The sequence below is a fragment of the Paenibacillus jamilae genome, from assembly GCF_050482105.1.
Lineage (GTDB): Bacteria > Bacillota > Bacilli > Paenibacillales > Paenibacillaceae > Paenibacillus > Paenibacillus jamilae_B.
In genome coordinates this window covers 211,228-232,318 of sequence record NZ_JBCNHI010000023.1, presented here as the reverse complement: position 1 = coordinate 232,318, position 21,091 = coordinate 211,228, and the positions used below count along the sequence as shown (strand labels likewise).

The following is a 21,091-nucleotide window of genomic DNA, read 5'->3' as shown; positions in this document are numbered from 1 at the left end:
GTCCTTCATGGCTCACCATTATATTATATGCGCGTGTGGCGGAATTGGCAGACGCACTAGACTTAGGATCTAGCGTCTTTGACGTGGGGGTTCAAGTCCCTCCACGCGCATCCTGTTTTTTTGCGGACGTGGCTCAGCGGTAGAGCATCGCCTTGCCAAGGCGAGGGTCGCGGGTTCGATTCCCGTCGTCCGCTCCATATTTGCGCCCTTAGCTCAGCTGGATAGAGCGTTTGACTACGAATCAAAAGGCCGGGAGTTCGAATCTCTCAGGGCGCGCCATCTTTTTAAAAAAATAATATCGGGATGTAGCTCAGCTTGGTAGAGCACCTGGTTTGGGACCAGGGGGTCGCATGTTCAAATCGTGTCATCCCGATACTAATTTGCGGGTGTAGTTCAATGGTAGAACTTCAGCCTTCCAAGCTGATAGCGTGGGTTCGATTCCCATCACCCGCTTACTGATTACCTAGAAGCCGAAAGGCTTCTTTTTATTTTGTCCACAATATATTAACTTTTATGTATCTAGACCATTAAATGATGCCGCTTGTCATGCACAGTTGGGGATGACTTGTGCATATTCTACATAGGCACTTAACACTAGACCCGAATTTCCCCTCTTACGCCCCCCTTTTTCCTGTAGTAAGGCTAAATTCGTGATCAAATCCCTTGAAAATAGAACCCTCTGATTATGATGATGTGAAATTCATGGTGATAACTTTACATTTGCTCCTTTTGTTGTACACATTCCTCTATATTTATGTGGGTAAAATGGGGGGATTTAAAAGTAAACAGTTGAAGAATACTAAGATTATGACTAATTTGTGCATATCTTTGTGGATAGAGATCAATGGATTTCACATTGTCAACAAATAATAAACATATACACATCATGGCCCAAGGGTTTCTACCTTTGAAAACACACTTTTTATAAGAGGCTGTGCATAATGTTCCACACATCTGTAGCCGTATAAGATGAGGATTTGTTCATTAATTTCATTTTTATGTATAAAATACCAACATATTCTCCAAAAAAGTATTTAAAAAGGATGATTTTTTACTGTAAATTTTGCAGCTTTTCATACGTTTTTATTGTATGATGTTAAGAAAGTGTCAAATTTCGTGTGTATACGTACCTTTGCTACAACTGAATATGATGTGGAACAGATCAGATGGGGGGAAAAGCATGACTGAGCTTACGTTAACCGCTAACAAAAACCAATCCAACAATCTGCTGCGGCGGGACGTTCGTTTTCTAGGAAATATTCTTGGTGAAGTTTTGGTTCATCAGGGAGGCAACGAACTTTTGGATATCGTGGAGAAAATACGTGAGGCAAGTAAATCGTTACGTGCCGGGTATCAGCCGGAGTTATACGACAATTTCAAACAAATGGTCAGTGGACTGGATACGGATATTCGTCACCAGGTTATTCGCGCGTTTGCGATTTACTTTCAGTTGGTGAATATCGCTGAGCAGAACCATCGCATACGACGTAAGCGGGATTATGAGCATACCGCTGGTGAAGATGTTCAACCAGGATCTATTGAAAGTTCCGTTCAGGAGCTTAAACAAGGAGGCTTCTCCGCTGAGGACGTTAGCGACATGCTGAATGAACTCTCTTTGGAGCTGGTCATGACTGCACACCCTACAGAAGCAACACGACGAGTAATTCTGGATATCCACAAACGCATTTCTGAAGACGTCATGCTGCTGGATAATCCAATGCTTACCTTGCGTGAGCGAGAACAGGTACGAGAAAATTTGCTTAATGAAGTAATTACGCTGTGGCAGACAGATGAGCTACGTGATCGAAAGCCAACTGTACTAGATGAAGTAAGAAATGGAATGTACTATTTTCATGAAACCTTGTTTCATGTATTGCCGGATGTTTACCAAGAATTGGAACGATGTTTGGACAAATATTATCCTGAACAAAAATGGCACATTCCAACTTATTTGAGATTTGGTTCTTGGATCGGTGGAGACCGAGATGGCAATCCATCTGTTACATCTCATGTGACTTGGGAAACGTTACGTATGCAGCGCAAGCTGGCTTTGAGAGAATATCAGCACACGCTGAAGGAACTCATGGGTTACTTAAGCTTCAGTACCAGCATTGTGCGAGTTTCTGATGATTTGTTGGCTTCTATTGAAGAAGATCGCGCCCACATCACACTTAAAAAAATGGAAGTATGGCATAACGAAAAAGAGCCTTATCGCATAAAACTGGCCTACATGATTGCTAAGGTGAATAACGTTTTGGATGAAAGCAAGCAGGGGACCAAGGAGCGCTACAGCTCTGCGGAAGAGCTGATTGCAGATCTGAATGTGATTGCCAACAGCCTGCGTCATCATTTTGCTGATTATGTGGCAGACACGTATATTCAAAAGATGATTCGTCAGGTAGAGCTGTTTGGATTTCATACGGCTACGCTGGATGTTCGTCAGCATAGTCAGGAGCATGAAAATGCGATGACTGAAATTCTTTCTAAAATGAATATTGTATCGGATTACAGTAAGCTGTCAGAGGAAGAAAAAATAGATTTGCTGGAACAGCTGCTGAATGAACCTCGTCCGATTACTTCACCATATTTAAAATATAGTGATAGCACACAGGAATGTCTTGATGTATATCGTACGATTTATTTGGCTCAGGAGGAATTCGGCAAGCAGTCCATCACAAGCTACTTGATCAGTATGACTCAAGGGGCCAGTGATTTGCTGGAGGTTATGGTGTTATCCAAAGAGGTGGGCCTGTTCCGCATCGAGAAGGATGGCACTGTCGTCTGTACGCTGCAATCCGTTCCTTTGTTCGAAACGATAGATGATTTACACGCTGCGCCTAGTATTATGAGAAGATTGATGAACCTGCCAGTATATCGACAATCTGTGGCCGCGATGGATGAGCTGCAGGAGATCATGCTTGGTTACTCGGATAGCAATAAGGATGGCGGTGTGGTTACTGCGAACTGGGAACTTCGGGTCGCTATGAATAGCATTACGGAAGTAGTAAATGAGTATGGTGCAAAAGTGAAGTTTTTCCACGGTCGTGGAGGAGCGCTGGGGCGTGGGGGAATGCCACTTAATCGCAGTATTTTGGCCCAGCCTCCTCATACTATTGGTGGTGGAATTAAGATAACGGAGCAAGGCGAAGTGCTATCATCGCGCTACTCGCTCAAGGGGATTGCATATCGGAGCTTGGAGCAGGCGACATCAGCGTTAATTACGGCTGCTGCTTATCACCGCTCAGGAAAGAAAGAAGTGTTCGAGGAAAGCTGGGAGGAGATTATTGCCCGTATTTCCGAGGTGTCGCTGGAGAAGTATCAGGATTTGATTTTCCGAGACCCGGATTTCTTCAGCTTCTTCAAAGAATCTACACCGTTGCCTGAGGTGGGCGAGCTGAATATTGGATCTCGTCCGTCCAAGCGTAAGAATAGCGAACGTTTTGAGGACTTGCGTGCCATTCCATGGGTTTTTGCATGGACACAAAGTCGTTACTTGCTGCCTGCTTGGTACGCGGCAGGAACTGGCTTGCAAAGCTACTATCAAAACAATGAAGATAACCTTAAAGTACTTCAAACGATGTTTAGAGACTCTGCTTTCTTCCGGTCGCTTATTGATACACTGCAAATGGCAATCGCTAAAGCAGACTTGCTGATTGCAGAGGAGTATGCAGGGATGTCGGATAATGAAGAAGCACGGCAACGTATATTTGGGCAGATTTCTGCAGAGTTCAAGCTAACATCTGAGCTGATTTTGAAAATAACCGGACAATCAGAGATTTTGGATGATGTACCTGTTATTCAGGAATCTATCCGGTTGCGTAATCCTTATGTTGATCCGTTAAGTTATTTGCAGGTTCGATTGCTAAGCGAGCTACGCGAGCTGCGTAATCAGAACGGCGATGATTCTGAAAAGCTGCGCGAGGTACTGTTGACGATTAACGGAATTGCTGCAGGCTTAAGAAACACAGGCTGATATAGTTGGGCTGTATGATTCAGGCAATCGGGTACTCATGGAGTGCCCGATTGTGCTGTGTTTATAGTGATGACGCAGTTGTTTATTATTTGTGTCTATACTTCAGTTGATTTCTGGATAAAATTAAACTACGATGAATAATCATAAACATGTAATAAGTAACCCATCAGCAAGTCTGGGGGAGTATAGAGTGGATAATATGGAAAGCCGCTTGGTTAGGCTGGTGCAAAAAGGTGATCAGCGAGCTTTTGCGGAGTTAGTCGAGTTATATAAAGATCGGATTTTTCATCTTTCCTACCGGATGCTAGGTAATCGTCATGAGGCGGAGGATTTGGTACAGGAAACCTTTTTGCGTGTGTATCGTAATTTGGAAAAGTATGATCATGGCCAGAAGTTCTCAACCTGGATTTACCGGATTGCTACAAATCTGTGCATTGATCGTCTGCGAAGGAGAAAACCTACATACTCACTTGATGCTGAAATGAATGATCAGGAAGGTGTTGATGGGTACGCCATGCTTGCCAGTGATGAGCTTACCCCTGAAGGGAGTACGCTGCTGTCGGAAACGCAAGCTTTGATTCATGACGCCATTGACAGCCTTCCGGATAAATACAAGACGATTATGGTTTTACGATACTTACAGGAGCTTTCCTTGCAGGAAATTAGCGATGTGCTCAATCTTCCGGTTACCACAATTAAGACAAGAGTACACAGGGGACGGGATTTTCTACGCAAAAGACTGGAGCACAAGCTATAAATGGTGTGCATACATGCTAGGAAAAGAGCCTGCGTAGATGTTTTATGAAACATAATGCTCGTTGTAACGTATGTAAGGTGAGCAAAGTTTCTAAGCCGGAGCATGTTATGTTGAGAAACACGGAAGAATATTAGAAAGGATTGGCTCATATGGATTGCAAACAAGCCGTCTCTTTTATGCATGACTATCTAGATGGCGACCTGTCTGAGCAGGACAAACATGAGTTGGAACAACACTTGTTAGACTGCCCAGAATGCCGCATGCGTTTTAAAGAGCTGGAGCGGACGGATGCGATGCTTTACGGTACACGCTATCATCAAGTGCCGTGTGTATCGGATGAGCTGACATTTCGCATTATGAATGCTTTGCCGCCGCATAAACGACAGCCTGCTGCGGTGCCTATGCTAACTTGGGTGAAGAGGCATCCGGCTGTAACAGCCGCCGCCTTCTTCCTTATTGTGATATGCTCAAGTATGGCCAGCTTTTCTAGCACGGACCATCAATTGGTAGTCAAAGGAAGCAATCTAGATCAAGTTGTTATTCAGGGCGATACTGTAATTGTACCTGAAGGAAAATCCATTGCCGGAGATTTAACCGTACAAAATGGTGAGGCTCGTGTATACGGCGATGTGGAAGGAAATGTGACTGTAATTGACGGCTCATACTATCAAGCTTCAACCGCCCATATTGCAGGACAGGTTAAAAGTATCGATCAAACTTTGGATTGGATTTGGTACAAGGTTACCGATTTGTTCGGGGGACCGTCTTCTCCGTAAAAGAAGCTTGAAACGGCAAGAACGATATCGAGCGCCTCTTTCCGCTGGAAAAGGCGTTTTTTTTGTATATGAATCTGGCGAATTGTACTGTATTTTACTGATTTTGGAGGTTCTTTTGTCGCACAGCTTGCAACGCGAGCCTGATCGTTATAACCTAGATAGAGAGAGCATACTGTGTACATATTACACCCACTCACTACAGAAAATTGCGGGGGCATGCGCATGTTGGATTATTTTGCGGACCTGACTTGGAAAGAGTCCATTAAAGATATTATCGACATTTTGATTGTAACCTATATTATGTATCAGCTTATTTTACTTGTTCGCGGAACGCGAGCAGTTCAACTGTTAAAAGGGATTCTATTCCTGGTCGTGATCTGGGCGGTTAGTACCTGGTTTGATTTGTATACGTTAAAGTGGTTGATGAACCAGATGTTCACCTTTGGTGTAGTGGCTATTTTTATTATTTTTCAGCCTGAGTTACGTCGTGCTTTAGAGCAATTGGGGCGTGGTAAGTTATTTGGGCGTTCGTCAGCAGATGACGAAGAGATCAACAAGTTAATTGGAGAAATGATTAAGGCGCTGAATTATTTATCACGTAGAAAAATAGGGGCATTGGTCGTATTCGAGCGCGAGACAGGGCTAAACGAATATACAGAGTCTGGTATCAAGACACAGGCCGTAGTCAGTTCTGAATTGCTAATTAACATTTTCATTCCCAATACCCCTCTGCATGATGGTGCGGTGATTATACAAAATAAACAGATTGCTGCTGCAGCTTGCTATTTGCCATTATCGGAAAATCCCTTCATTAGCAAGGAGTTGGGAACCCGTCATCGGGCTGCAATTGGGGTGAGTGAGGTAACCGATGCGATAACTGTCGTAGTATCGGAGGAGACAGGCCAAATTTCGTTGGCTATCAATGGACAGGTCGTGCGTGACATTAAGGAAGAATCCCTAATTTCCAAGCTGTATGAGGAGTTGCGGCCAACACCGTCCTTGAAGGAAAAACGCGGCTCATTCTGGAATCGGAGGGGAGGCCGTGGAAATTCATGATGGACAAATGGATTAACAATAATACGATTTCCAAAATATTGGCGCTTGCGGTTGCTATAATGCTGTGGGGAATGGTTCATCTGGATACAGGTACACCCTCATCTACGCTGACCGTTTCTTATAATAATAAAATAATTGATAATGTGGCCATTCAGGCTAGTGGTCTGGATGAATCAAAATATGTGCTGTCTACGATGGACACCGATCATGTAAAAATGGAGGTCAGAGGACAGCGCTCTGTCCTGACTACTTTTTTCGCAGATAATTATCAGGCAAAATTAAACTTAAGCGGCTTAGGAGCCGGTACGAAAACATTGTCACTTGAACCGGATTTGCCGGATGGAGTGGAATTGGTATCAATGACTCCTAACCGTGTTACCGTAACGATTGAGGAAAAACAAACGAAATCATTTAATGTGTCTATAGTACCTAAGGGTAATCCGGATGCAGGGCTACAGCTTGGTAAGCCTGTGATTGCTCCTCAAACGGTAAAGGTGACTTTACCCAAAAGCCAGCTGAATACCGTTACGGCAGTGCAAGGGGCTGTTAACACGGATGGCATCTCAGAAAAGTTTGAACAGAAACGGGTAAAGCTGAAGGCCTATAACAAAAAGGGGCAGGAACTTACAGATGCGGTCATTGAGCCATCCACTGTATCAGTTGAAATCCCGGTCACTCAGCAAGCGAAGTCCGTGCCTGTCAAAGTAGTATATTCTGGAGAGTTGCCTGATGGATTGGCGCTTTCAAAAGTAAACACGAACGTGAAAGAAGCAGCGGTATATGCATCGCAGGACGTATTAAGCAGCCTCAACTCTTATGTCACGGCTACACTCGATCTAAGTCAATTTACGGAAGCGGGGACCCGGACGGTTCAGGCTAATTTGGCAGCTCCCTCAGGTTCTGATAAAATCGAGCCAGGGTCAATACAGATTCAGGTGACCGTCGTTCCTTCCAATGAAGTCACAGATATGGAACGGACGCTGTCAGGCATCCCAATCGTTTTACAAGGGGCAGGAGATGGAGCTAATGCGACAGTTACAGCACCTGTAGGCAAGACGATGGATGTTACTGTGAAGGGCCCGCAGGATCTGGTCAACAATTTAACCAACGATGACGTTAGTTTGGTGGCAGATGTAAGTGGCCTCTCGGCTGGTCAACACGAGGTTACTCTAAAATTAGGCTTGCCTAAATATATTACGTACGCAGGGAATGCCGCCCAACTAAAAGCAACGGTTAACATTGAGAGCCCTTCTGCGCCTGCTGTAACGAATCCGAATAATGATAATGAATCAAACCCCTCTGGGAGTGGTGATAAGGGGCAGGAGAGGCCACAGGAGGGGCAAGGCAACTCTGACGCTAATACGGGGGACAACGCAGCTGCGGAGGATAAAACAAGTCCTCATAACGGCGCAGAATCTTCTGCGAATGGAACCTCGGAGGGCAGTCAGCCATAACATGTTTTAACTGTAGTAAACGATCAAGATTTATTAGACAAAAAAAGGGAGTCATTTTACATGGGGAAATATTTTGGTACAGATGGTGTACGAGGCGTTGCTAATCAGGAACTTACAGCCGAACTGGCATATAGTATTGGCCGCTGCGGCGGGTATGTTTTAGCAGGTAATGTAGAGAAACCAACAGTTGTTATTGGTATGGATACACGGATATCCGGACTGATGTTGGAATCGGCACTGGTAGCTGGGTTGTTGTCTATTGGGGCTAATGTGGTTCGTCTAGGTATTGTTTCGACACCTGGGGTGGCCTATCTCACACGGCAGTTGAAAGCAGACGCTGGCGTCATGATCTCAGCATCTCACAATCCTGTTGAGGACAACGGAATTAAATTTTTTGGCGGCGACGGGTTTAAATTAACCGATGAAACGGAATTGAAGATCGAAGAGCTGATGGATGCAAAAGAAGACCAGCTACCTCGTCCAATTGGTAGTGGACTGGGCACGGTTGTTGTAGACGAGCATTCCCGCTACGATTATTTGGAGTTTTTGAAAACAACAATTAGTCATTCTTTCGAAGGTCTAAAAATTGTATTGGACTGTGCAAACGGGGCAGCTTATGAGTTGGCGCCGAAGCTCTTTGCGGATTTGGGAGCTGAAGTGCACACGATCGGCGCAGAGCCAAACGGATTGAATATCAATGATCATTGCGGCTCGACTCATCCTGAAAAGCTGAAAGAGGAAGTGCTCCGCTTGAAAGCCGATATTGGGCTTGCTTTTGACGGGGACGCTGACCGCCTGATCGCAATTGATGAGAACGGAGAAGAGGTAGATGGAGACTACATTCTCTGTATTTGTGGAGATGCAATGAACCGTGCTGGAAAACTCAAAGATAGCACTATTGTATCGACAGTAATGAGTAATATCGGTTTTTACAAAGCTACTGAAAAGCTGGCTCTCAAGACTGCAAAAACTGCGGTCGGAGACCGTTATGTGATGGAAGAAATGCGTCGTGGTGGCTTCAATCTGGGCGGTGAGCAGTCTGGTCATGTTATTTTCCTGGATCACAATACGACAGGGGATGGCATGCTGACGGGGATACAACTGGTAGATACTTTGAAAGCTTCCGGGAAGAAGATGAGTGAACTAAAATCACTTATGAAACAATATCCTCAAGTGCTTGTAAATGTACGTGTACAGGACAAACGCAATTACGAGGGGAATCCTGCGATTGCAGAAGCAATTGAGCAGGTGGAACAACAATTGGGCGATAATGGGCGTGTATTAGTCCGTGCCTCAGGTACAGAGTCGCTTATTCGTGTGATGGCCGAAGGCCCGGATAAGGATGAGCTGGAGCAATTCGTCGGACAGATCGTAGATGTCGTGAAAAAAGAATTAGTTTAAAATTTTGTAAACGTAGGTTGCCTGTTATACATGAGCAGGCAACCGCGTTTGCGGTTATTCATTAACAATTTATCGACTTTATGATGTAATTATGAATAAAGTGTCATTGCCAAATGATGCTCTGCTGAATATAATATAGGGATGCTGTGACTCAAATAGAGAAAGCGAGGGTTGTGAGGTAACGTAATACAAGCGCCAGAGCTTGATTTTGTGCGGGGGAACTTGGTGAAGAAGCAATAGATTTCGTTGAGATGATGTTGCTCGTAATCGGTTCACGACAAAGCAAGCTGACGAGGTGAAGGTGTTCGAAACATTCGGCGGGGACCTTCCGGTGAAGCATCAACCCGTAAACCGGCAGCGGAAAATGAACAGGTAACTGTTTACACAACGCACCGGTAGATGCCCTTATTATTTTATAATCTAAATTATAAAGATTCATTTCATGAATGTGCGGCCATCATCATTGGCGTGCGCGGTTTGGGAATTTCGTTACATTCGTGAAGAGATGCCTGTAAATTTTATAGTTATCATTGACAACTTCATAGATGAATGAACTTTATTCCACAATCTACCGCACACGTTAGTCCTGTGATGAGTCGTCTTGTGAAATGATGATCGGGAGGATAACGAATATGTGTGGCATTGTAGGATATATTGGTAATCAGAATACGCAAGAGGTATTGATTGACGGACTGAAGAAGCTGGAGTACCGCGGGTATGACTCTGCGGGTATTGCCGTGTTTACAGATTCAGGACTTCAAGTAGCCAAGGCGAAAGGACGTCTGGCGAATCTGGAAGCTAAACTGGATGGTACACCATTGGTAGGCCATGCTGGTATCGGACATACACGTTGGGCAACGCATGGTAAACCTTCTGATGAAAACTCCCATCCACATTTGGATGAGAGCCAAAAGTTTTCTGTAGTTCACAACGGAATTATTGAGAATTATCTGGAACTGAAGGAACAGCTGATCAGCGAAGGTCATACCTTTATTTCCGAAACGGATACAGAAGTTATTTCCCATCTGGTTGCGCGTGAGTATGAAGGGGATATTGTTAAAGCAGTACAAAAAGCAATTACCTTTATGCGCGGTGCTTTTGCACTGGGAGTGCTGACCGAGCACGAGCCTAATAAGCTGGTAGCTGTTCGCCAAGCCAGCCCGCTGGTTATTGGTGTGGGAGAAGGCGAGAACTTTATCGGTTCTGACATTCCGGCTATTCTGAAATATACACGCAATGTATTTATTTTGAACGATGGCGAAATGGCTGTTCTGACTAGTGATGCTGTCGAATTAATGACAATCGAAGGCCAATTTATTTCTCGGGAAATGATTCATGTCGAATGGGATGCTGTAACAGCGGAAAAAGGCGGCTATGAGCATTTCATGTTGAAAGAAATCCACGAACAGCCTAAGGCTTACCGTGATACAATGTTGGGCCGTATCGATAAAGACACTAAAAAAGTTGTTCTTCCAGAGCTGAAGTTGACAGAAGAACAAATTAAAAATATCCGCAACATTCAAATTGTAGCATGCGGTACAGCTTACAATGCTGGTTTGATTGGTCGCACGGTGATCGAAAGTCTGGCTCGTATTCCAGTAGAAAACGATGTAGCTTCCGAGTATCGTTACCGTTCCCCAATCGTAACACCAGAGACATTGGTGATTGTAGTGAGTCAATCCGGTGAAACTGCTGATACGTTGGCTGCACTGCGTGAAGCACAAGCAAACGGAGCGCATGTACTGGCAATTACAAACGTAGTGGGCAGCTCCATCGCCCGTGATGCAGATGATGTGTTGGTTACACTGGCAGGACCGGAAATTGCTGTAGCCTCCACCAAAGCGTATTCTTCCCAGTTGATTGCATTCTATCTGTTGGGTCTGTATCTGGCTCAAGTACGCAGCACACAAACGGCTGAGCAAGTAGCTCATGTGCTGGCTGCTATGGAATCACTGCCAGAGCAAGTAGAAGAGATGCTGGGTAAAGCAGATGCGATCAAAGCCTATGCTGAGCAAATCGCCAGCAACAAGCACTTGTTCTTTATTGGTCGTGGTCAAGACTATGCTGTAGTACAGGAAGGCTCCCTGAAACTCAAGGAAATCTCCTACATTCATTCCGAAGCATATGCTGCGGGTGAGCTGAAGCATGGTACACTGGCATTGATTGAAGAAGGAATTCCAGTTATCGCTTTGGTAACTCAGGAATCTGTGTTGGAAAAAACCGTGAGCAACATTAAGGAAGTCAAAGCTCGTGGTGGTGACGTGCTTGCAATCACGTATGAAGAGCATGCTGTTGAGCTGCTGAAATCCGTGGACCAAGTATTTGCAATTCCAAAAACACTTCCTATTCTGTCGGCTGCTATTTCGGTTATAGCTCTCCAACTGTTGGCTTATTACGCATCCCTTGCACTGGGTCATGATGTTGATAAACCACGTAACCTGGCGAAAAGTGTTACTGTAGAATAAACTTAACATCATGACTCCAAAGGTGTTCAGTTACATTAAAGTTGGTGTCTTTACATTATAGTTAGTATTTTGACATCATAGTTGGTTCCTAATTTTTTTAAAACCGGTTGTCCTAATTTAGGATGACCGGTTTTTTAATTTACTGAATTTACTGCTATTAAGCTCTCACGATAAAATTAATTTCCTCCCTAAAGCTCATGGATTGGAACGATCTCGCTTGGTTTGTTGCATATCATGCACGTCTCCATATCGTCCCTAGCTGTGTACAGACACTAAAGGTATGTGCTGTGTCGAACAGCCAATAGAGTAGGACATAGACGATCAAAGCGGAGAATAATTGACCATAACGGCATTTTCGGGGGTATCAAACAACGTAAGAGTATTGAGGTGCAGCTTCATTCAACGATAAAATATCTCGATTTGCCAGCGTGTCTCTGAAACGTCTGTGCAGTTGTTCAGCGGTGACTTACATTAAGTCTGTCACCACGCGTATTTCTCGGCGCTTAAAGCCCCGGAAAATGACCACTTGGTACGTTACCCTAAAACGGCACTGCGGTGTCCCTAGCTGGCACTGATAGCTTAACAGACCCCGCTAAGGGATTTTTTAGTTAGTATAATGATGTTATGAAAACTTCAATAAGGTAAGTGATTTACTTAAACTTTTGAATTGATTTAGAAATAGAATTGTCTCTAAATTCTTTTGGTGTAACCCCGAAATACTCCTTGAACTTTTTGTAAAAGAAGTTTAAGTTGTTATAACCGATTTCGTTGGCAATCCCATAAATAGGAATATCAGTATTTTCGAGTAGAATAGATGCTCTAGTTAGCTTTTGAAGTAAAATAATTTCGGAAAAAGATCTATTGGTAGTTTTTTTGATCAAATTACTTAGATAGTTTGGATGGAAATTGAAATGCTTAGCTGTGGAAATTAAAGTACACGTCATATAATTTTTCTCTAAATAGTTAAGTATTTCTACAATAGGTGCGTTGTTTAATGATTTTGAGTTAGATTGGCTAGAGTCGTACTGAAATACCCTCAATAGTTCAGAAAATATAAGCACCATAAAGCAATCAATGATTTCGTTTGAACATAAAGATTTATCAAAATATTCACAAAGAAGCTCTTTTATATATAAAGGAATTTTTTTGTTGTTTTCGGAATTGAAAATAATGTAATTATCATGATCCCTCTTATCAGATATAGCATTAATTAAAAACTCCGAGATAATGCCTTTACTCGATAGCCTGCTAAGAAAGGCAGTTGAAAAGTATTCCTTACTCATTAATATATTTATAATAATGTCATTTTCAGTAGTTGGTAAAATAGAATGAGGAATACCTGTATCTATAATAGATATTTGTCCTTCTTTTAGTTTTATAGTCTTATCTTTTATTACCTCTGAAAATTCTCCAGAATATACATAACTTAGTTCGATATAAGTATGGACATGCATGGGTACTTGAACAAATCGTGTATGTTTACGTGGGGTGATATTTTCGCCCATATTCATATCATTATCATCAAATAAATAAGCGTTATACCCTTTGCAGTTAATAATTTCCATCCTGCTATATCTTTCGGATATAACAGGATTTGACTTATATTTTAACTCTTTTTCTGTTAATGCTCTAAGTTTTCTATCTAATTCATCGTGATTCATAGATAAACCCCCCCTTTTTAGGGCACTCTTTATACAGTAGGATATGATATTAAAATCGGTCAGTCAATAAGTGTTTATTTGATATTATAGAGCATATAAGAAAATGCTATCCTTTTGTCAAGGATCATTTATAGTTTCCTTGAGGTCACCCATATAGAGACGTCTATATAATTTTATCTAAAAACTATAGTTTTTATCAGTTAGTATATTTAATGAAAATACTCATTGTATTGAAGTGTTGAAAGGAGTAGTTTCTGTAATTAAAAAAGAGACAAATATTAAAATTTAATTTATGTAATATTTGAAAATCCCCCATTTTGGCACTTTTATCTTTTATAAGGAGGAGCTTTAATTGTTTAATTCTATTCGTCCAGGTCAGGTATGGCTTGATACAAATGGTAAGCGTATACAGGCTCATGGTAGTTCTATAATGTATGTAGACGGTGTTTATTATTGGTATGGAGAAAATAAGGAGAACACGGTTCCTGGAAGTGGCATTTGGCATAACGGTGTCAACTGTTATTCATCTGAGGATTTAATAAATTGGAAATTTGAGAATACTATTTTGAAGGCGCCTTCAGATGTTAATAGTCCGTTACACCCTTCTAGAATTATGGATCGCCCCCATATCATTTATAACAAAAAGAATAAAGAATTTGTAATGTGGATGAAATTAGCAGGAACAGATGAGAATCCTCGAGATTGGAATTATCAATATATGGGGATCGCTACATCCAAAAGTATCAATGAGGAGTTTAAGCTTATTGATAAATTAGTTCCTTTAGATATGAGCAGTGGTGATTTTGATTTGTTTGTTGATGATAATGATCAAGCATACATTATCTTTGGTAAAGTGCATACAGAAATTGTAGTTGCAGATTTAACTGACGACTATAAAAATTTAACAGGAAAATATTCAACGCATTTGCATTTCAGTTCACCTCCTTTGGCACGTGAGGCACCTGCTGTTTTTAAAAGAGAGAATGAATACTTTATGTTTACGTCTGGGACAACTGGTTATTATCCTAACCAAACGCTTAGTGCCAAAGCAGATAATATACATGGACCTTGGTACATTATTGGAGATCCTTGTATCGAGGATACGGAAAAGAACACTTTTAATTCTCAAATAAGTAGTGTATTTAAAGTACCTAATCAAGATTTATTCATTGCGATTGGGGACCGTTGGGTTGTTGACTTAACAAGAAAAAAAGAGAAGAGCTCGTGGAACATTAATACAAGTGAGTCTGATTATGTTTGGCTACCTGTAGAATTTAGAGATAACATCCCAGTCATTCAATGGAAGTCGGAATGGAATCCAAACAATTTTTAATAAGGGGAAGTTTGTATGAATTTAAAAGATTCAGCAAAAGCAATCGTTGAAAAAGTTGGAGGACCAGAGAATATTGTAAGTGTTACGCACTGTGTAACCAGATTGAGATTTGTTTTAGCTGATGAATCAATTCCCAATGAGAATGAAATCAAAGGTATTGATAAAGTATTGGGTGTTATGAAAGCTGGTGGGCAATATCAAGTAATTGTCGGTAATGTTGTTAAAGATGTTTATGCTGAAGTTGATTCTATATTAAAAGGCAATGCTAATGAAGATCATATTAAGGAAAAAATTGATAAAGTTAAAACAAAAAATAAAGCAAGTTTGATTAACAGGCTATCCAGATCACTTATGAAAATGATCTTTCCATTGGTACCAACAATGGCCGCGGTAGGTATTATTAAAGGTTGTTTAGCTATATTTCTTATGGCAGGCGTATTGCAGACAACAGATGGTACTTTTATTATTTTGCAAAATATAAATGATGCTTTCTTATACTTCTTACCCATAATTGTAGCATTTTCAGTTGCGAAGACATTTGACTCCAACCCTTATGTTGCTGCTGCGATAGGAGCATCACTGGTATTTCCGGGGCTTGTCAAATTATATAATGATGGTACAGCATTAACATTTTTGAAAATCCCGGTTATTTTAACTTCATACGGTAATTCGATTTTTCCTGTTATGTTTAGTACTTTTATTGCTGCAAAGTTAGAGAAGTATCTAGAGAGGTTCATACCACCATTTTTAGAATTCCTTAAAATTATGATATTACTTTTGGTAATGGTGCCTTTCACATTCATGGTGGTTGGTCCGATATTTGTAAAAGTAAGTGAGTTATTAGCGAATGGTACTATGGGAGTTTATAATTTGTTCCCTTTAGCTACTGGTGTAATATTCGGTGCCTTTTGGCAGCTTTGTGTGCTTTTTGGATTACACTATGCGTTTATTCCTATTTTGACCGATATCACCCTAAGAAATGGTTCTAATGCGTTGAGCCCGATTTTAGGTATGGGAGTTTGGGCATTAGCTGGAGCTGCGCTTGGTTTTGCACTTAAGAATAAACGAAAAGAAAATAAAGCTACTGGTTATTCGGCCATGACTTCTGCACTGTTTGGTATTACTGAACCAGCCATCTTCGGGATTGCTTTGCCATATAGGAAACCGTTTATTTGCGCAATGATTGCTGGAGGAATTGCTGGACCATTGAATACAATTTTAGGAACAAATCAATTTTCACCAGCTGCTGTTGGAGGAATTTTAACATTTGGCGCCCAAATGGACCCTAGTGGTAATCCAGGGCCACTTATAGGATTTTTTATCTGCTTTTTCGTGAGTTTTACTCTCAGTGCAGTTTTAACATACTTTACAACAAAAGCGGACGAAGCACTGAAGTAAAAAAGGAGGATTTGTCATGAATAAATTTAGATATAAAGATACAACATTGTCGGCAGAAGAGCGTGCTAAGGATTTAATTCATAGAATGAGCATAGAAGAAAAAGTTGCTCAGTTGCAATGTTATAACCCGAAGGATAAAAATGGTCCGAATTTAGAAAATTCTTTTCAATATGGGGTTGGTGCAATAGCTTTTTTGGCTGCTGCATGGGATGATTCGAAAGAAATGGTAGCCGATAAACTTAGAGACTATCAAAAAAAAGTGATGGCACGTAGTCGATTTGATATACCTGCTCTTTTTCATATTGAAGGATTAACAGGGGCATTGATGCCAGAAGCAACAAGTTTCCCTACAGGAATTGGTAGAGGCTCTGCCTGGGATCCAGAACTTGAGTATGAAGCAGGGAAAGTAATTGGAGAAGAAATGAGTGTAATTGGAATTAAACATGCATTAGCTCCAGTTCTTGATGTCACTCGAGATGCGCGCTTAGGTCGTCAGGGAGAAAGTTATGGAGAGGACCCTACTCTTGTTTCTGCACTAGGAACTTCATATGTTGTAGGTATCCAAAATTCTGGAGAAAATGATGAATATAATATTATGGCTACTAGCAAGCATTTTATTGGTTATCATGCTGGGCAAGGCGGAATACATGCTGCTGCGACTAATGTTCCTGAGAGGGAGTTGCAGGAGATTTTCGGAAAGCCGTTTCAATCTGCAATTAGCAAAGGAAATCTTCGCTCAGTCATGAATCAATACGGAAGTGTAAATGGTGAGCCAGTAGCTGCATCTAAATATTTATTGCAAGACCTATTGAGAAAAGAAATGGGTTTTAATGGGCTACTTGTCGCAGATTATGCTTCTATTGAAGAGCTTTTTACACGAATGAAAGTCTGTGAAGGAAAGAATAAAGCTGCAGTAAAAGCATTGAATGCTGGATTTGATTTAGAATTACCAACACCAAGTGCTTATGGAGACAATTTAATTCAATTATTAGAAGAAGGTAAAATAAATATTCAGCTTCTTGATGAAACTGTATTAAGAGTTTTAACTGAGAAGTTTAGACTCGGAATTTTCGAAAATCCATTTCCTTCTTCATATGAAAAAATAAATGAAGTATTCAACAAGGAAGAATCAAAAAAGGTTAGTTTGAAATATGCCAGAGAATCATTAATTCTTCTTAAGAATAATGGGATTTTACCATTAGATGCAGCCAATAAAAAAATAGCTATAATTGGACATAATGCAAAATCTACAAGAAGCTTATTCGGTGGGTATTCATATGGTAGTGTATTAGAACTTGCTATGGGTGCTAGAAATACGATGGCAGGTATTGAAGTACAAACAGATGACGTGCTTTGGAGAAATAAAAAGAAAGACACATATCCTGGAAGTATTATTGATGTAGAAATTCCAAAGCTTGAACAAGTTGCAAGTAAAGCTTATAAGCATTGTAAGAATATTTTAGAACAGTTTAAGCAATGTTGTCCAAACTCTGATATTCAATATCAGTATGGTTATCCGTATGTAGGGAATGATACTCGTCATCATGAAGATGCGTTAAAACTTGCGAAAGAATCTGATGTTACAATTGTTACGGTTGGCGGAAAATATGGATGGGGAACATCATGCTCAACAGGAGAAGGGATTGACTCAAGTAGTATTAATCTTCCTCAATGCCAAGAAGAGTTTTTAGTGAAATTAGGCGAGAGTGGAATTCCTTTTATAGTTGTTCATTTAGATGGAAGGCCTATATCTAGTGATGCTGCTGATAAATATGCTTCTGCAATTATTGAAGCTTGGAACCCTGGGGAGTTTGGTAGTCAAGCTATTGTAGAAACAATTCTTGGTACAAATAATCCAAGTGGTAAACTTCCAGTTTCTGTTGCATATAGTTCGGCTCAAGCGCCACTTTATTATAACCACAGTCAGGGATCAAGTTATCATGTTCAAACCGGTTCCCCATTTACTAGATATATCGATCTTCCCCATACTCCAAGATACTATTTTGGTTATGGTTTATCGTATACTACATTTGATTATCATCATCTACAAACAGAAAAATCAAAGATAAAACCATTTGAGAAGGTTCATATTAGTTTTGAAGTAGAAAACTCAGGGGATACAGCTGGAGTTGAAATTGCCCAAATCTATGTATGTGATAAAGTGGCATCTTTAGTTAGACCAGCACAGGAATTGGTTGGGTTTTGTAGAATACCTTTAGAAGCTAAACAAAAGAAAAAAGTAGACTTCTATATTGATCCTAGTCAACTTGCATTCCTAGATGAAGATATGAAATGGAAGATAGAAGCAGGGGAATTTGATGTGATGATTGGCTCTTCTTCGGAGGATATCCGGTTAAAAACGAATGTCTATATTTTAGAAGATGGCTATACGCAAAGTAAGAATAGGGAATATTACGCCTCTTATAAAATCAGTGAATAGGTTCCCAACAATTAATTAAATATACAATTAGTAAGATATAGCAGGTTAGTATATAATCTGCTATATCTTGTTTTCCAATTGTTTTATAAAAGCAAAGTAACAGTAAATAGTAGGAATATGGAGGGGTCCAAAATGATTAATGATACAGAAATCAGTCAGATAAAAAAAACTTTAAGAAATAGCATAGACAATGACTACATAGCCGGCGCAAATTTAATGATTATCAAAGATGGAAAAGAAATTTTCTACCATGAAGATGGTTGGGCAGATAAGGAAGCTGGAATTCCAATAAAAAGAGATTCCATTTTCAGACTGTATTCTATGACTAAACCTGTTACAGCTGCTGGTGTAATGATACTACTAGAGCGAGGCGATATAGATTTATATGATCCAGTAAGCAAGTATATTCCTAGTTTTAAAAATCAGATGGTTGATGAGGGAGGCAAGCTGGTTCCGGCGGTACGTGAAGTAAATTTAAAAGATTTGCTTTCAATGACCTCAGGCTTGGTCTACGGTGGGGATAACAGAGCTGGTCGGGATACTGAAGCATTATTCATAGAGATAAAGAATAGGCTATTAGGGGATTCTCCAATGAGCACTGTGGAAGCTATGAGCAGACTAGGAGAGTGCGCCCTTGCCTTTCAACCGGGAACTTCTTGGAATTACGGGACCTCTGCAGATGTACTCGGGGCTGTTATAGAAATAGTTAGTGGTAAAAATTACGGAGAATTTTTAAAAAAGGAATTATTTGAACCGCTAGGAATGTGGGATACTGGTTTTTGGATACCATCAGAGAAAAGGCACCGTCTTGTAAGAGCATATGAGGACAATGGGCTAGGTAAATTACAGCCTTATACCGGAAATAATTTAGGAATTATTAATCAGATGGATATGGATCCGGCATTTGAATCTGGAGGAGCAGGACTTGCCTCTACAATAGATGATTACTCAAAATTTACTAGAATGCTTATGAATGGAGGAAGTCTTGACGACGTTCAGATTTTGCGGCCGAAAACAGTGAAATATTTAACGTCAGGAACTTTGAATGAGATGCAGCAGAAAAGTTTTGACGAATGGCTAACGTTAAGTGGACACAGTTATGGCAACTTAATGCGTGTAATGACAGATTGCAGTAAAGCTGGAGATTTGGGGTGTATTGGGGAATATGGATGGGATGGTTGGCTTGGGGCATATTTTTGTAATTGTCCAGAGGACGATTTAACATTCCTATTTATGATGCAAAAAAAAGATGCGGGAACGACTACACTCACTAGAAAGCTTCGCAATATTGTTCTTAGTTCATGTTACAAATAAATCAAAAGTAGTTTTTTGTTTCTGGAAGTAGTGTATATTGATAAGGAGATGTATATTATGAAGTATGAAACTAAAATTCTTTTGGATGAACTGGTGTGGGGCGAAGGCCCGCGCTGGCATGAGCAGAAACTCTGGTTTTCAGATATATTTGGTAAAAAGGTGATGAAAGTTGATATCAACGGCAAGGCTGAGATCGTTGTTGATGTGCCAACCTTGCCATCTGGATTAGGATGGCTTCCTGATGGTCGGTTGCTTATAGTTTCAGGAGATGGCCGAATATTGCGGCAGGACCCGAGTGGGCTATCGGCAGTAGCAGACCTTAGCAAGTTAGCAGTGGGCATTAATGACATGGTGGTCGATCATAAGGGACGTGCTTACGTTGGAAGTTATGGTTATGACGTACGGTCTTATAAGCCTGGCCAAGAAGTAGAAGCATGGATAACACTGGTTACCCCAGAAGGGGATGTGCGTGTTGTAGCTGATGAAATGATTTGTCCCAATGGAATGGTCATTACTTCTGACGGAAATATGCTTATAGCGGCTGACACGTTTGCGAAACAACTCGTTGCATTTAACATTGAGGAGGATGGATCACTAACAGGACGCCGCGTCTGGGCATATATGGAAGCTGGTCCTGACGGGATTTGTCTTGACGCTGAAGGCGCTATCTGGGCTGCTACTCCGAATAGGGGTGAGGTGATTCGTTTACGTGAAGGTGGTGAAGTAACTCACCGCATAAAAGTATCAACTACACCTTTAGCATGCATGTTGGGAGGACCTGAGCTCAGGACATTATTCATTGTCACAGTAGATGCGCATAATGATTTAGATGTAGATACCTTAAGTAATCCTGAGGCTGCTCAGATTAAACGCGGCTCTCGAATTGAGATTGTTGATGTAGAGATTCCAGGTGCAGGTCTACCATAACTCTTAACGTTATTTGAATATTAAAAAAACTGACGTGTCTTTACAAAATCAAAACCTAAGCATTGATACTACAAATTATTGTATCAGTGCTTAGGTTTTATTGTGCTTAAATAACTCATGGCTAACCAAAAAGCAA

Annotated in this window: 13 protein-coding genes and 5 tRNA genes; 17 read left to right on the top strand and 1 reads right to left on the bottom strand. The window is 41.0% G+C overall.

All coding sequences use genetic code 11. The features are described from left to right. The first annotated feature begins 29 nt into the window (after positions 1-29). From ABEW32_RS23825 to glmS, 12 genes are all read left to right on the top strand, one after another. A tRNA-Leu gene (locus ABEW32_RS23825) sits at positions 30-110 on the top strand. Between the two features lie 12 nt (positions 111-122). Next, positions 123-197 (top strand) — tRNA-Gly (locus ABEW32_RS23820). Positions 198-202: 5 nt separating this feature from the next. Next, positions 203-279: transfer RNA gene (locus ABEW32_RS23815), tRNA-Arg, on the top strand. 20 nt (positions 280-299) lie between these two features. Beyond that, positions 300-373: transfer RNA gene (locus tag ABEW32_RS23810), tRNA-Pro, on the top strand. Positions 374-382: 9 nt separating this feature from the next. Beyond that, positions 383-453 (top strand) — tRNA-Gly (locus ABEW32_RS23805). Positions 454-1,180: 727 nt separating this feature from the next. Continuing rightward, complete coding sequence (gene ppc, locus ABEW32_RS23800; protein ID WP_430192417.1) at positions 1,181-3,973, top strand: phosphoenolpyruvate carboxylase; 2,793 nt, start codon at positions 1,181-1,183, stop codon at positions 3,971-3,973. Positions 3,974-4,163: 190 nt separating this feature from the next. Next, positions 4,164-4,730 (top strand): RNA polymerase sigma factor SigW, encoded by a 567-nt coding sequence (sigW, locus tag ABEW32_RS23795; RefSeq protein WP_430192415.1) that lies wholly within the window; start codon positions 4,164-4,166, stop codon positions 4,728-4,730. A 149-nt stretch (positions 4,731-4,879) separates the two neighbouring features. Further along, positions 4,880-5,506, top strand: a complete 627-nt coding sequence (locus tag ABEW32_RS23790) for an anti-sigma factor (RefSeq protein ID WP_430192413.1) — start codon at positions 4,880-4,882, stop codon at positions 5,504-5,506. A 222-nt stretch (positions 5,507-5,728) separates the two neighbouring features. Then, positions 5,729-6,562 carry a diadenylate cyclase CdaA gene (gene cdaA, locus ABEW32_RS23785; RefSeq protein ID WP_430192411.1) on the top strand — a complete coding sequence of 278 codons (834 nt, stop codon included), beginning with the start codon at positions 5,729-5,731 and terminating at the stop codon, positions 6,560-6,562. Then, positions 6,559-8,016 carry a CdaR family protein gene (locus ABEW32_RS23780; RefSeq protein ID WP_430192409.1) on the top strand — a complete coding sequence of 486 codons (1,458 nt, stop codon included), beginning with the start codon at positions 6,559-6,561 and terminating at the stop codon, positions 8,014-8,016. The genes cdaA and ABEW32_RS23780 overlap by 4 nt, the downstream gene beginning before the upstream one ends. A gap of 60 nt (positions 8,017-8,076) precedes the next feature. Then, on the top strand, positions 8,077-9,417 hold the full coding sequence (gene glmM, locus ABEW32_RS23775) for a phosphoglucosamine mutase (RefSeq protein WP_063212533.1): 1,341 nt from the start codon (positions 8,077-8,079) through the stop codon (positions 9,415-9,417). A gap of 632 nt (positions 9,418-10,049) precedes the next feature. After that, positions 10,050-11,882 carry a glutamine--fructose-6-phosphate transaminase (isomerizing) gene (gene glmS / locus ABEW32_RS23770; protein ID WP_430192407.1) on the top strand — a complete coding sequence of 611 codons (1,833 nt, stop codon included), beginning with the start codon at positions 10,050-10,052 and terminating at the stop codon, positions 11,880-11,882. Positions 11,883-12,532: 650 nt separating this feature from the next. Here glmS and ABEW32_RS23765 read toward each other — a convergent pair. Then, entirely contained in the window at positions 12,533-13,543 is a 1,011-nt protein-coding gene (locus tag ABEW32_RS23765) for an AraC family transcriptional regulator (RefSeq protein ID WP_430192405.1), read from the bottom strand. A gap of 352 nt (positions 13,544-13,895) precedes the next feature. On the opposite strand from ABEW32_RS23765, the gene ABEW32_RS23760 reads away from it, so the two are divergent. The 5 genes from ABEW32_RS23760 to ABEW32_RS23740 all read left to right on the top strand — a co-directional run bounded on the left by ABEW32_RS23760 (position 13,896) and on the right by ABEW32_RS23740 (position 20,955). After that, entirely contained in the window at positions 13,896-14,876 is a 981-nt protein-coding gene (locus ABEW32_RS23760; RefSeq protein WP_430192403.1) for a family 43 glycosylhydrolase, read from the top strand. Positions 14,877-14,891: 15 nt separating this feature from the next. Then, positions 14,892-16,274, top strand: a complete 1,383-nt coding sequence (locus ABEW32_RS23755; protein ID WP_430192401.1) for a PTS transporter subunit EIIC — start codon at positions 14,892-14,894, stop codon at positions 16,272-16,274. A 16-nt stretch (positions 16,275-16,290) separates the two neighbouring features. Then, positions 16,291-18,714: a glycoside hydrolase family 3 N-terminal domain-containing protein gene (locus tag ABEW32_RS23750; RefSeq protein WP_430192399.1), complete on the top strand. Its 2,424-nt coding sequence runs from the start codon at positions 16,291-16,293 to the stop codon at positions 18,712-18,714. Between the two features lie 132 nt (positions 18,715-18,846). Continuing rightward, positions 18,847-20,028 carry a serine hydrolase domain-containing protein gene (locus tag ABEW32_RS23745; protein WP_430192397.1) on the top strand — a complete coding sequence of 394 codons (1,182 nt, stop codon included), beginning with the start codon at positions 18,847-18,849 and terminating at the stop codon, positions 20,026-20,028. Positions 20,029-20,085: 57 nt separating this feature from the next. Next, a complete protein-coding gene (locus ABEW32_RS23740) occupies positions 20,086-20,955 on the top strand; it encodes an SMP-30/gluconolactonase/LRE family protein (protein ID WP_430192395.1) in 870 nt (289 codons plus the stop codon). Positions 20,956-21,091: the final 136 nt, after the last annotated feature.

Coding starts and splice junctions, on each gene's coding strand:
- cdaA (WP_430192411.1), top strand. CDS start 5,729: ATGTTGGATTATTTTGCGGACCTGACTTGGAAAGAGTCCATTAAAGAT.
- ABEW32_RS23780 (WP_430192409.1), top strand. CDS start 6,559: ATGATGGACAAATGGATTAACAATAATACGATTTCCAAAATATTGGCG.
- ABEW32_RS23750 (WP_430192399.1), top strand. CDS start 16,291: ATGAATAAATTTAGATATAAAGATACAACATTGTCGGCAGAAGAGCGT.
- ABEW32_RS23765 (WP_430192405.1), bottom strand. CDS start 13,543: ATGAATCACGATGAATTAGATAGAAAACTTAGAGCATTAACAGAAAAA.
- ppc (WP_430192417.1), top strand. CDS start 1,181: ATGACTGAGCTTACGTTAACCGCTAACAAAAACCAATCCAACAATCTG.
- glmS (WP_430192407.1), top strand. CDS start 10,050: ATGTGTGGCATTGTAGGATATATTGGTAATCAGAATACGCAAGAGGTA.
- glmM (WP_063212533.1), top strand. CDS start 8,077: ATGGGGAAATATTTTGGTACAGATGGTGTACGAGGCGTTGCTAATCAG.
- ABEW32_RS23755 (WP_430192401.1), top strand. CDS start 14,892: ATGAATTTAAAAGATTCAGCAAAAGCAATCGTTGAAAAAGTTGGAGGA.
- ABEW32_RS23790 (WP_430192413.1), top strand. CDS start 4,880: ATGGATTGCAAACAAGCCGTCTCTTTTATGCATGACTATCTAGATGGC.
- ABEW32_RS23745 (WP_430192397.1), top strand. CDS start 18,847: ATGATTAATGATACAGAAATCAGTCAGATAAAAAAAACTTTAAGAAAT.
- ABEW32_RS23740 (WP_430192395.1), top strand. CDS start 20,086: ATGAAGTATGAAACTAAAATTCTTTTGGATGAACTGGTGTGGGGCGAA.